Consider the following 12,539-nt stretch of genomic DNA (forward strand, 5'->3'; position numbering starts at 1 on the left):
ACGGAGGAGACGACATGCGCTACCTGATGATGACGACGGACAACGGCCCGGCCGAGCAGGCGCCGCCGGACGAGAAGATGATGGCCGAGATGGGCGCGTTCATCGAGGAGCTGACGAAGTCGGGCGCCCTGCTGGCCACCGGCGGCCTGGAGCCGGGCGGCACCCGCATCTCGGCGGCCGGCGGCAAGATCACCGTCACCGACGGCCCGTTCAGCGAGGCCAAGGAGACCGTCGTCGGGTTCGCGCTGATCGACGTCCGCACCCGCGAGGAGGCGATCGAGCTGGCCACCCGGTTCTGGAAGATCGCCGGGGACGGCCAGGGCGTGATCCAGCAGGTGTTCGGCCCCGAGGACATCCCGGGCTGACTTGCGCGGGTGCGCCGCCGGTGCTCTCATCGGCGGCGTGACGCTTCCCGAGAGCGGACGCTCCCGCGTCCACGCCCGCATCGACGCGGTCTGGCGGCTCGAGTCCGCCCGGATCATCGGCGGGCTCGCCCGCATGGTCAACGACGTCGGCCTCGCCGAGGAACTCGCGCAGGACGCGCTCGTCGCCGCGCTCGAACAGTGGCCCGAGTCGGGCGTCCCGGACAACCCGGGCGCCTGGCTCATGGCCGTCGGCAAGCGCCGCGCGATCGACCGCATCCGCCGCGACCGGAGCCTCGACGGCAAGCTGGCGGAGCTCGGGCACCGGCGGGAGGCGGAGGCGCACGACCCGCCGTCCGAGTTCGCGGCCGCCGAGGACCCCGAGCGCATCGAGGACGACGTCCTGCGGCTCATCTTCACCGCGTGCCACCCGGTGCTGTCCGCCCGGGCGCGCACCGCCCTCACCCTCCGCATGCTCGGCGGCCTCTCCACCGACGAGATCGCGCGGGCGTTCCTCGTCGGCGAGGCGACCGTCGCGCAGCGGATCGTCCGGGCGAAACGGACGCTGTCCGAGGCCGGGGTCCCGTTCGAGGTGCCCGAGGGGCCCGACCGTGCGGCGCGGCTGGCGTCCGTCCTGGAGGTCCTGTACCTGATCTTCAACGAGGGGTACGCGGCCACCGCCGGGGACGACTGGGTCCGCACCGACCTCTGCCAGGAGGCGCTGCGGCTCGGCCGGATCCTCGCCGGGCTCGCGCCCCGCGAACCCGAGGTCCACGGGCTCGTCGCGCTCATGGAGATCCAGGCGTCCCGCTCGCGCGCCCGCACCGGGCCGTCCGGCGAACCCGTCCCGCTGCTCGAGCAGAACCGCGGGCGGTGGGACCCGCTGCTCATCCGGCGCGGGTTCGCCGCGCTGCTGCGCGCGAAGGAACTCGGCGGGACGCCCGGCCCGTACGTCCTCCAGGCCGCCATCGCCGCCTGCCACGCCCGCGCCCGCACCGCCGCCGACACCGACTGGACGCAGATCGCCGCCCTGTACGAGGTCCTCGCGGGCACGGCGCCGTCCCCCGTCGTCGAACTCAACCGCGCCGTCGCCGTCGGGATGGCGCACGGCCCCGAGCGGGGCCTCGCCCTCCTCGACGCGGTCGCCGACGACCCCGCCCTGCGCGGCTACCACCTGCTTCCCGGCGTCCGCGGCGACCTCCTCTCCCGGCTCGGCCGCACCGCCGACGCCCGCGCCGAGTTCGAGCGCGCCGCCGGGCTCACCCGCAACGAGCCCGAACGCCGCGCGCTCCTCGACCGGGCCGCCCGCCTCGCCGCCGCTGGTATGCATGAGGGTCGGGGCACGGCGACCGACCGTGCGGAAGAGGAGAGCCGATGATCGCCCGTCCGGACGTCGAGGCCGCCGCCGCGCGCGTCGCGGGGCACGTGCGCAGGACGCCGCTGCTGGAGATCGAGCCGCTCGTCCCCGCCGGACGCATGTGGCTGAAGCTGGAGTACACCCAGCACACCGGTTCCTTCAAAGCCCGCGGCGCGTTCAACCGCATCCTGGCCGCCCGCGCCGACGGCCTGCTGCCGGACGCCGGCGTCGTCGCGGCGTCCGGCGGCAACGCCGGCCTCGCGTTCGCGTACGCGGCGGCCCGGGCCGGGGCGCCCGCCGAGGTGTTCGTCCCGGAGACCGCCCCGCAGGTGAAGGTCGACCGGCTGCGCGCGCTCGGCGCGGCCGTCGTCCGGTCCGGCACCCGCTACGCCCAGGCCGCCGAGGCCGCGCACAAGCGCGCCGCCGACACCGGCGCCCTGTTCTGCCACGCCTACGACCAGCCCGAGGTCTGCGCCGGGCAGGGCACCCTCGGCCTCGAACTGCTCGCCGAGGCCGACGTCGACACCGTCCTGCTGGCCGTCGGCGGCGGCGGGCTCATGGCCGGCGTCGCCGCCGCCCTCGAAGGGCGCGCCCGCGTCGTCGGCGTCGAACCGGAGACCATCCCCACGCTGGAGCGCGCGATGGCCGCCGGGCGCCCCGTCGACGTCGACGTCTCCGGCGTCGCCGCCGACTCCCTCGGCGCCACCCGCCTCGGCGGCATCGCGCACGCCGTCGCGTCCCGCACCGGCGTCCGTCCCGTCCTGGTCGACGACGACGCGATCGTCGACGCCCGCCGCGCGGTCTGGGACGAGTACCGCATCGCCGTCGAGCACGGCACGGCCGCCGCCGTCGCCGCGCTCCGCACCGGCGCGTACCGTCCCGAACCGGACGAACGCGTCGTCGTCGTCCTGTGCGGCGCGAACACCGACCCGTCGACGCTCTAGGACGCGGCCCGGAGCGCGACCGACTGCAGCGGCATCGGCCGCGCTCCGGACGACTTCACCGCCGGCGCGTCCCCGCACGCCGCCTTCAGCAGGAAGGACGACATCGCGTAGTCGATCGGGTGCGGCACGACCGCCCCGTTCTCGATCTTCTGGTACTTCGTGAGGTTCATCGCGAACGACACCTGCCGGCTCCCGTCGGCCGTCGACAGCGACTGCGTGCCCGCGCCCCACACGGCGCCGTCATGGCCCCAGAACGTCCCGCACGGCAGGTCCATCGAGTACAGGCCCAGGCCGTAGTTCACGATCAGGTTGCCGTTCTCGTCCGTCCACGGCCGGGTCCGCTTCATCTCCGCGAGCGCCGCCTCCCCGATCAGGTCGCCGGCCAGCAGCGAGCGGTAGAAGGCGTTCAGGTCGTCCATCGTGGACACCAGCGCGCCCGCCGTCCACGCCCAGCTCGCGTTGTAGACGCTGTAGTCGCGCGGCGGGTCGATGAACCCGAGCAGCGACTCGTACATCTTCGAGTGCGGCCCCTGGATCTTCGCCTTCTCCGGGAAGTACGTGTGCCGCAGCCCCGCCTTCCGGATGACGTTCCGCTCGATGTACCGCACCGCGTCCTCGCCGGTCGCCTTCTCCAGCAGCAGGCCCGCGATGACGTAGTTGGTGTTCGAGTACGACACCCGCTCGCCCGGCTCGTTCGTCGCCGGGGCCTCCAGGCCCCACCGCACGAGCCGCTCCGGCGCGACCTCCCGGAACCGGTGCTCGTCGAGGCTCCGCCCCGACGGCTCCTGCAGCGACGGGAACGCCGCCGGGACGTAGTCGGCGATGCCGCTCGTGTGGTTGAGCAGCATCCGCACCGTCACCCGCTCGCCCCGCTCCCCCGGCACGAGGTCCGGCAGGTACCGGCCGACCGGCGCGTCGAGCCCGATGCGCCCCGCCTCGACCTGCTGCAGGATCGCCGTCGCCACGAACGTCTTCGTGATGCTCCCGACCCGCTGCCGCATGTGCGCCCGCACCGGCCGGCCCGTCCGCACGTCCGCGTCCCCGGCCTCGCCGCGCCACGCGTCGCGGCCGTCCCGCACCTGCGAGAAGATCCCGTACATCCCCGCCTCGTGGACGTCCCCGAGCGCCGCGTCCAGCCCGGCCCGGTCGAGCCCCCGGCCGTTCCCGGTCCCCGCCGCCGCGGGCGCCTGCAGCAGCCCCGCCGCCAGCACCGCCGCCGCACCCGCGCCCACCGCGCGCCGCACCGTCATCTCGCTCCTTCCATCGGTGATCGTCGTCGCTGACGAGCATTTCGAAGGGGGCTTGCGGATGTCATCCGACGTGGGAACGAGATCGGCCTCCTGCTCGAGACCCAGCGCACCCCGTTCGAGCGGACGGCCCGCCCGGTGACAGACCGCCCGCCGACAAGGCGAACCGGCCGCGCCGCCGACCCGACGAGCCGTCAGGACGCGAGTCGCTCGGCCAGGACGCGCGCCGCGCGGACGTACGCGGCCGATCCCGGCCGTGCCGCCAGTGCCTCGACCTCGGGGATCGCGCCCCGCGCGCCGCACCAGCGCGCCGTCCGCGCGGCCAGGCCGAGGAGCCGGTCGAGGCCGTGCACGGGACGCTCGCCCGGCGCGGGGCACAGCGGCGGCAGCGCGGCCGCCAGCACCCGCCACACGTCGGCGAACGCCCCCGCCTCGGCGGCCCGCTCCAGCTCGCCGGTCACGCGGGACGGACGGACGTCCCCGTCGAGGAGGAGGCGGGCGACGGCGCGTCCCACGGCGGCGGCGGGAAGGTCGCCGCGGAGGCAGACGGCGAGGAACATGCGGTCGGGTCGCCGGTGCCGCTCAGCGAGCCGGCGGGCCAGGAAGCCGGCGATGTGGTCGGCGTACATCCCGTCCGCCGGCACCAGCTCGAGGAGTGCGGCGGCCGGACCGTCCCGCCTCGCGGAGTAGTACCCGCGGCCGCGCATCTCCGGCACCAGGTGGGCCGCGGCCGCCTCCGGATGGGACGGGATCACGCGCGTCCAGCCCACCCCGCGGTCGCCGTACTGCGACGGGTACTGCGACGGGGTGCTGAACACCGCGTCCACCAGCGGCAGCCCCGTCGGCCCGCCGTCCACCAGCCCGAGCCGCCCGCGCCGGGAGCGCCACATCGACCGGACGGACGCCCGGGCGACCACGCGTCCCTCGACCGGCCGCGTCACGCCCTCCGGCGGAGCGACCCCGCGCCCCGGGGCGCGGGGGTCCGACCGGTCCGCGAACGCGGGGCGGACGTCGGCGTCGGGGGCGTCCCCGGTCCGGTCTTCCGCGGAGCTCATCGCCGACAGGGCGGGGGACGACATGACGAAGCGGACCATGCCGGGCACCGAAACGCCCCCTCCCAGAGCGGGCGCGGCCTCTTCGCCGGTGACGGTCCAGACCCCGGGCGGAAGCTCGGTGGGGTCGTCCGCGTCGTCGGGGAACGGGAACGTCGTGTCGAGCCCGGGGTCGGCCAGGGGGCCGTCGAGGACGTCGAGGTCGATCGCCGCTTCGGGGAGGCGCCCTTCCTTCTCCCGCAGCGACATGCGCGGGACGGGCGGTGCGGCCAGCCAGCGCGCCGCGGTCCGCGCGGCGGGCGTGCCGACCGCGGCGGCGCGGCGGGACGCCTCGGGGTGCGGGCCGGGCGGCAGCCGGAGCAGGGCTTGCTGGAGGTCGGCCGGGCCGGGTTCGGCACCGGCGTCCGCGACGGTCCGCAGGCGGTCGGCGAGGACGTCCGGGGCGACGTGACCGGACGGTTCGGTGGGGGTCGCCAGCAGCAGCGGCGGCAGCGCGCCCGCCTCGACGGCGCCGAGGATCTCGGCGGCCCGGTGGAGTTCGAGGGCCCCGAGGGGGCCGTCCGGTGCGACCGCCATCCGGTCGCGCCAGTCGGCGGGGACGGACGCGGGATCGACCAGCATCCGGGCGGCGGCGTTGGTCCACTCGTGGGTGTAGCACCAGGTGCGGCGCTCCCGGAAGTGGGGCCAGGCGAGTCTCTCGAGGACGCCTTCGACGGCCGCGCGGACCCCGTCCGGGTCTGCGTGGGCGAGCCGCACGAACCCCTCCAGGAGCCTCTCGACGTTCCCGCCGGAGCCGGCGATGGCCGATGCGAGTTCGGACGGCGTCGCGATCGGGTCCGGCAGCGGCCGGGGCTCGCGGTGGGCGGTGGGCTCCGGGTCGAGAGCCGCGGCGGTGAGCACCGGCGGGGCGGGGTCGTCGTCGGCCTCCGCCTCGGCGGCGGCTTCGCCGCCGAAGCGGGCCGCGACCCGGGCGCCGAGGTCGGGCGGCAGCAGCGGCGCGGCGTCGGCGAGCGGGGCGCCGTCCGTCCCGCCGGGAAGGGCCAGCGCGAGCCGGACGGCCTTCTCCTGCACCGCGTACGACTCGTGCCCGAACACCTGCGCGAGCGCGCGGGCACCGGCGTCCGCCGTCTCGGGCCGGTTCCGGACGGTCTCGCGGAGCCACGCCAGCCCCGTCCGGACGAGCCCGGCCTCGGGGCGGAACAGCAGCCCGTCGAACGCCTCCGCCAGCCGGGCGGCGGGCAGGTCGGGCACCTCGCGGAGCAGGTCGAGGGCCAGGGCCGCCACCGGGCCCGGCGCGGCGGCGAGCAGCGCGGCGTAGTCGCGGACGCGCGCGGCCGTCTCGCGCCGCCGGGCGGACGGCTCGTCGTGCGTGAGCAGGTGGTGCAGGCGGACGAAGAAGCGCAGTTCGACCTCGGTGCCCCCGCGCAGGAACCGGCGGACGCAGCCGTCCAGCAGCGCGTCGCGGTCGGCGTCGCCGCGGGCGGCCATCGTGGCGAGGGTGCGCGGCCACGTGCGGCTCTCGCGCAGGGCCCGGCCGACGCCGTCGGCTTCGAAGACGCGCGGGAGGAGGGCGGGCAGCAGCGGGTCCTTCGGGCGCGGCGGGCCGGACAGGACCCAGCCGACGACGAGCGGTGCGTGGTCCGGCGGCTCGGCGCCGGTCTCCCGCAGGAGGGCGAGGGCGAGGCCGATGCCGGTGTGCCGGGGGCCGCGGACGCGGAGGGCGAGGCGGCGCGCGAGGTCGGCGCGCCACGCGTCGTCCCGCTCGGCCCAGAGGTCGAGGAGGCGGCCGTCGTCGTCGGGGTCGCCGAGCCACCGGTCGCGGAACTCGCGGCGGTTCAGCCAGGACGCGACGGCCGCGGCGCCGCCGAGCGTCCCGGCGCCCGCGGCCCGGAACGCCCAGAGCGCGTCGCCGATGCCCTCCCACGGCTCGCGGCGCGCCCGCACCTCCCGCAGGTGGCCGGGCAGTGCGGCGGCGACGGCGCGCCGGCCGCCGTCGTCGAGGTCGAGGACGGCGGCCGCGACGCCGTCGGCGTCCCGCGCGTCGATCAGGTCGGCGATCCGGCTCCACGCCGCCGCGGCGGCCGGGGGGTGCGCAACGCTCGTCATGCCGCGAACGGTAGGCGCGCCCCCCGACAGAACGGCGCACTGACAGAACGGCGGGCCGCTCAGCTCAGCAGGTCGGCGAGTGTCTCCCGGCGGGACGGGTGCCGCAGCTTGTGCATCCCCTTCGACTCGATCTGCCGGATCCGCTCCCGGGTCACCCCGTAGACGCGGCCGACCTCCTCGAGCGTCTTGGGTTCGCCGCCGGCGAGGCCGAACCGCATCGAGATGACGCCCGCCTCCCGTTCGGTGAGCGTCTCCAGCACCGCGTCGAGCTTGCCGCGCAGCATGGACGACGCGACGGCGTCGGCCGGGTCGCCGCCCTCCGGGTCCTCGATGACGTCGCCGAGCTCGCCGTCGCCGTCCTCGCCGAGCGGGGTGTGCAGCGACAGCGGCTCGCGGGCCTGCCGGCGCAGCCACTCGACCTTCTCGACCGTGACGTCCAGCTCGACGGCGAGTTCCGCGGACGTCGGCTCGCGGCCGAGGTCCTGCGACAGACGCCGCCGGACGCGCGTCATCCGGTTCATCACCTCGACGACGTGCACGGGGATGCGGATGGTGCGGCTCTGGTCGGCCAGCGCCCGGCTGATCGCCTGCTTGATCCACCAGACGGCGTAGGTGGAGAACTTGAGCCCGCGCCGGTACTCGAACTTCTCGACGGCGCGGATCAGCCCGAGGTTGCCCTCCTGGACGAGGTCGTTCAGCGGCAGTCCGTGGCCCACGTACCGCTTGGCCAGCGACACGACGAGGCGGAGGTTCGCCTCCACCATGTGCTCCTTGGCGCGGCGGCCGTCCTCGGCGATCCAGACGAGGTCCGCGCGGTCCTGCGGGTCGAGGGCGTCGCCGAGGTTCTCGAGGCGCTGCCGGGCGAACAGCCCCGCCTCGATGCGCTTGGCCAGGTCGACCTCCTGCTCCGCGGTGAGCAGCGGAGTGCGGCCGATGCGGGAGAGGTAGTCCTTCATCGGGTCGACGAGGTCGCGGTGCGTCGACGCGCGGCCGGGTGCGGCGGCGCGGGACGCGGTGGAACGGGGCGCGGTGGTGGCGCGGGGCGCCGCACTGGGGGCGTGGCTGGCGTTCAGGGCGGTGTCCTTTGCAAGTCCGGCCGGGAGGGAACGGGTCACGCGTTTCGGGTACCCGCCTCCGCCTCGTTCCAACCCCGCGCGTCCGGTATCGGGAACGCGCGTGCGCGGGTGCGGCGCGGCCGGTTCCGGCCGCCCGCACCCGCGCACGCCGACGCTTCCGCGGTCAGGTGATGACCAGCAGCAGGTCCCCCGCCTGGACGGGCGCCGCCGCGGGGACGGCGAGCCGCGCCACCGTCCCGGCGACCGGGGCGGTGATGGCGGCCTCCATCTTCATGGCCTCGATCGTCGCGACGACGTCGCCCGCCGCGACCTCGTCGCCCTTCGCGGCGCGCAGCGTCACCGAACCGTCGAACGGGGCGGCGACGTGCCCCGGCTCGTCCGGGTCCGCCCGCTCGACCGGCGGCGCGTCCGACACGACGGACTTGTCGCGCACCGAGAGGGTGCGGAGCTGGCCGTTCACCGAGCAGATCACCTGCCGGACGCCCGCCTCGTCGATCTCCCCGACGGCTTCGAGGCCCGCGAGGACGCGCACGCCCGGTTCGAGGTCGAACGCGACCTCGCGGCCGGTGCGCAGGCCGTACAGGAACGCCCCGGTCGGCAGCACCGACAGGTCGCCGTACGCGGCGCGGGCCTCCCGGTAGTCCTTCGCCGGGCCGGGGAAAAGGAGGCGGTCCAGCGTGTCGCGCACCTGCGCGCCCGCGAGCGCCTTCTCCTCGTCGCGGCCGAGGTCCGCGCGCGCCGGCGTGAACTGGCGTCCGGCCAGGGCCTTCGTGCGGAACGGCTCGGGCCAGCCCCCCGGCGGGTCCCCCAGCTCGCCGTTGAGGAACCCGATGACGCTGTCGGGGACGTCGTACCGGTCGGGGTTCTCGAAGAAGTCGTCCGGGTCGGCGCCCGCCGCCACCAGGTGCAGCGCCAGGTCGCCGACGACCTTGCTGGACGGCGTCACCTTGACGAGGCGCCCGAGGATGCGGTCGGCCGCCTCGTAGCACCGCTCGATCTCCTCGAACCGGTCGCCGAGGCCGAGCGCGACGGCCTGCTGCCGCAGGTTCGACAGCTGCCCGCCCGGGATCTCGTGCCGGTACACGCGCCCGGTCGGCGACGGCAGGCCCATCTCGAACGGCGCGTACAGCTTCCGGACGGCCTCCCAGTACGGCTCCATCTCCGTGAGCGCGTCGAGGTCGATGCCGGTCGCGCGGTCGGTGAAGTCGGTCGCCGCCACGATCGCCTGCAGCGGCGGCTGGCTCGTCGTGCCCGACAGCGGCGCCGCCGCGCCGTCCACCGCGTCCACCCCGGCCTCGATCGCGGCGACGTACGTCCCGAGCTGCCCGCCGGCCGTGTCGTGGGTGTGCAGGTGGACCGGCAGGTCGAACCGCTCGCGCAGCGCCGCGACGAGCGTCCGCGCCGCGGGCGCCCGCAGCAGCCCCGCCATGTCCTTGACGCACAGCACGTGGACGCCCGCCTCCACCAGCTCCTCCGCGAGGCGCAGGTAGTAGTCGAGCGTGTAGAGGCGCTCGTCCGGCGACGACAGGTCACCGGTGTAGCAGAGCGTCCCCTCCACGAGCGCGTGCGTCTGGAGCGCCGCGTCGATCGCGGGCCGCATCCGCTCGACGTCGTTGAGCGCGTCGAACACGCGGAAGACGTCCACGCCCGTGCTCGCCGCCTCCTTGACGAACGCGCGCGCCACCGAATCGGGGTACGGCGTGTACCCGACGGTGTTGCGGCCGCGCAGCAGCATCTGGATGCACAGGTTCGGCGCCGCCTCCCGGATCGCCGCCAGCCGGTCCCACGGCGACTCGCCCAGGAACCGCAGCGCGACGTCGTACGTGGCCCCGCCCCACGCCTCCAGCGACAGGAGCTGCGGCGTCGTCCGCGCCAGGTGGGGCGCCGCCTTCACCAGGTCGTACGTCCGTACCCGCGTGGCGAGAAGCGACTGGTGCGCGTCCCGGAACGTCGTGTCGGTGACGGCCAGCGCGTCCTGCGCCCGGAGCTGCTCGGCGAACGCGCGCGGCCCGAGCGCCAGCAGCCTGTCCCGGGAGCCCTGCGGGAACGGGCCGTCCGAGGCGAGCGGCGGCAGCTTCGTCGCCGGGTCCAGGTCCGTGGGCTGCTCGCCGTGCGGCTTGTTCACCGTCACGTCCGCCAGGTACCGGACGAGCCGCGTCGCCCGGTCGCCGCTCGACCGGGCCGTCAGCAGCTCGGGGTGCTCGGCGATGTAGGCCGTCGTGACGCCGCCCGCGCGGAAGTCCGGCTCGTCCAGCAGCGCCTGCAGGAACGGGATGTTGCTCGCCACGCCCCGGATACGGAACTCCGCGACCGCTCTGCGCGCGCGCCCGACCGCATCGGCGAACGTCCGTCCCCTACAGGTCAGCTTCACCAGCAGGGAGTCGAAGTGGGGGCTGACGATGGCGCCCCCGTACGCCGTGCCCGTGTCGAGCCGGACGCCCGCGCCGCCCGGCGACCGGTACGCCGAGATCTTCCCGGTGTCGGGCCGGAAGTCGTTCGCCGGGTCCTCCGTCGTGATGCGGCACTGCACCGCGAACCCGGACACCGTCACGTTCTCCTGCGAGACGCCCAGGTCCGGCAGGGTCTCGCCGCCCGCGATGCGCAGCTGGCTCTGCACCAGGTCGATCCCCGTGACCTCCTCGGTCACCGTGTGCTCGACCTGGATGCGCGGGTTCATCTCGATGAACACGTGCCGGCCCCGGTCGTCCACGAGGAACTCCACCGTGCCCGCGTTCTCGTACCCGATCTCGCGGGCGAACGCGACGGCGTCCCGGCACAGCCGCTCCGCGACCTGCGCGTCCAGGTTCGGCGCCGGCGCGATCTCCACGACCTTCTGGTGCCGCCGCTGCACCGAGCAGTCGCGCTCCCGCAGGTGCACCGCCCGCCCCTCGCCGTCGGCGAGGACCTGCACCTCGATGTGGCGCGGCCGGTCGACGGCCTGCTCGAGGAACACCGTCGGGTCCCCGAACGCGCTCTGCGCCTCCCGCCGCGCCGTCTGGACGGCCGCCTCCAGGTCCTCGCGGTGGTCCACCCGCCGCAGCCCGCGCCCGCCGCCGCCCGCCGCGGCCTTCACGAACAGCGGGAACCCCACCTCGTCCGCGGCCTCCAGCTCCCGCCCCTCCGCGGGCGTCGCCGACCGCAGCACCGGCAGCCCCGCCCGCCGCGCCGCCGCCACCGCCTCGATCTTGTTCCCCGCGAGGTTCAGCACCGCCGACGGCGGCCCCACGAACTTGATCCCGTTCCGCTCGCACGCCTCCGCCAGCTCCGGGCTCTCCGACAGGAACCCGTACCCGGGGTAGACGGCGTCCGCACCGACCCGCAGCGCGGTCTCCACGATCGCGTCCACGTCCAGGTAAGCCCGGACCGGATGCCCCCGCTCCCCGATCTCGTACGCCTCGTCCGCCTTCTGCCGGTGCAGCGACAGCCGGTCCTCGTGCGCGTACACCGCGACGCTGGCGATCCCCAGCTCGTAGGCCGCGCGGAACGCGCGCACGGCGATCTCGCCCCGGTTCGCGACGAGCAACTTCGAAATCACGTGTTCTCCCAGGAGTCGGCCGGCCCGTCCACCCGCACCGACGGCCTCCCGGGCTCGACGACGAACCGCGACACGCGCCTGGCCGACCCGGCGGGCGAACCGAATTTCCTGGTATCTACCCTCACAAACGAAACACTCGGCCGAATATCTCGGGCGAACATCCCGATAGATGATCGATCGTAGAAAAACCGCCAACCTTTCCCCGCGGCCCGCCCGGCCCCCCGACTCGCCCCGACCTCCCGGGTCGGTCCCGCGATCTACACTCGTTCCGATCCCCGAAGGCACGCCGTGAAAGGGGCTCGGTGACCGACCGCGACTGGCAGCGCACCGTCCTGCACGACCTGGGCACCCCCGGCACCACCCTCGTCCCCCCGGCCCCCGCCCCGGCCGAAGCGCTCCCGGCCCCGGCTCCCCGGCCCCCAGCGGCGCCACCCGTCGCCCCCGTCTCGACGCCCCCGGCCGCCCCGCACCCGCAGCCCGATGCCGTCCGGCCGGCCGTCGACCCAGCGGAGGCCGCTTCCCCCACACCGGCCGCCACGGCCGCTTCAGAAGGCGCAGTCCCGACCCCGGCCGACCCACCCGACCTCCACGTCCCGGCCCCGGCTCCCCGGCTCCCGGCGGCTCCACCCGTCGAACCCATCCCGACGCCCCCGGCCGCCCCACACCCGCAGCCCGATGCCGACCGCCCGGCCCTCGGCCCAGCGGAGCCTGCTCCTCCAGTCCCGGCCACCGAACCCCGCGCCCCGGCCGACTCACCGGTCGCCGCACCCGGCCTCCGCGCCCCGGCCGCAGTTCCCCAACCCTCAGCGGCTCCCCTCGTCCAGCCCGTCTCAACGCCCTCGGCCGTCCCGCACCCGGAG

6 protein-coding genes and 1 pseudogene are annotated in these 12,539 nt (G+C 75.7%); 3 read left to right on the plus strand and 4 right to left on the minus strand.

Going from position 1 to position 12,539, the window contains the following annotated elements:
• The first annotated feature begins 14 nt into the window (after nucleotides 1-14).
• From H505_RS0121265 to H505_RS0121275, 3 genes are all read left to right on the plus strand, one after another.
• Nucleotides 15-365: a YciI family protein gene (locus H505_RS0121265; protein ID WP_026403599.1), complete on the plus strand. Its 351-nt coding sequence runs from the start codon at nucleotides 15-17 to the stop codon at nucleotides 363-365.
• Nucleotides 366-498: 133 nt separating this feature from the next.
• Complete coding sequence (locus tag H505_RS43415; RefSeq protein WP_245592602.1) at nucleotides 499-1,740, plus strand: RNA polymerase sigma factor; 1,242 nt, start codon at nucleotides 499-501, stop codon at nucleotides 1,738-1,740.
• Nucleotides 1,737-2,663: a threonine/serine dehydratase gene (locus H505_RS0121275; protein WP_026403600.1), complete on the plus strand. Its 927-nt coding sequence runs from the start codon at nucleotides 1,737-1,739 to the stop codon at nucleotides 2,661-2,663. Before H505_RS43415 ends, H505_RS0121275 begins: the two co-directional genes overlap by 4 nt.
• On the opposite strand, the gene H505_RS43420 is transcribed toward H505_RS0121275, so the two are convergent.
• The 4 genes and pseudogenes from H505_RS43420 to H505_RS0121295 all read right to left on the minus strand — a co-directional run bounded on the left by H505_RS43420 (nucleotide 2,660) and on the right by H505_RS0121295 (nucleotide 11,679).
• On the minus strand, nucleotides 2,660-3,913 hold the full coding sequence (locus H505_RS43420; RefSeq protein WP_051300982.1) for a serine hydrolase domain-containing protein: 1,254 nt from the start codon (nucleotides 3,911-3,913) through the stop codon (nucleotides 2,660-2,662). The two genes, H505_RS0121275 and H505_RS43420, sit on opposite strands and share 4 nt — an antisense overlap.
• Nucleotides 3,914-4,104: 191 nt before the next feature.
• Entirely contained in the window at nucleotides 4,105-7,068 is a 2,964-nt protein-coding gene (locus H505_RS0121285; RefSeq protein WP_026403601.1) for a DUF6493 family protein, read from the minus strand.
• 59 nt (nucleotides 7,069-7,127) lie between these two features.
• Nucleotides 7,128-8,030 (minus strand): annotated as a pseudogene (locus tag H505_RS43425) (RNA polymerase sigma factor); the annotation flags it as partial.
• 277 nt (nucleotides 8,031-8,307) lie between these two features.
• Nucleotides 8,308-11,679, minus strand: a complete 3,372-nt coding sequence (locus tag H505_RS0121295) for a pyruvate carboxylase (RefSeq protein ID WP_026403602.1) — start codon at nucleotides 11,677-11,679, stop codon at nucleotides 8,308-8,310.
• Nucleotides 11,680-12,539 lie beyond the last annotated feature (860 nt).

Source organism: Actinomadura rifamycini DSM 43936, assembly GCF_000425065.1.
Lineage (GTDB): Bacteria > Actinomycetota > Actinomycetes > Streptosporangiales > Streptosporangiaceae > Spirillospora > Spirillospora rifamycini.

What these genes read in the sequence shown, in the direction of transcription:
- H505_RS43415 (WP_245592602.1), top strand. Translation starts at nt 499, where the DNA reads ATGGTCAACGACGTCGGCCTCGCCGAGGAACTCGCGCAGGACGCGCTC.
- H505_RS43420 (WP_051300982.1), bottom strand. Translation starts at nt 3,913, where the DNA reads ATGACGGTGCGGCGCGCGGTGGGCGCGGGTGCGGCGGCGGTGCTGGCG.
- H505_RS0121285 (WP_026403601.1), bottom strand. Translation starts at nt 7,068, where the DNA reads ATGACGAGCGTTGCGCACCCCCCGGCCGCCGCGGCGGCGTGGAGCCGG.
- H505_RS0121265 (WP_026403599.1), top strand. Translation starts at nt 15, where the DNA reads ATGCGCTACCTGATGATGACGACGGACAACGGCCCGGCCGAGCAGGCG.
- H505_RS0121275 (WP_026403600.1), top strand. Translation starts at nt 1,737, where the DNA reads ATGATCGCCCGTCCGGACGTCGAGGCCGCCGCCGCGCGCGTCGCGGGG.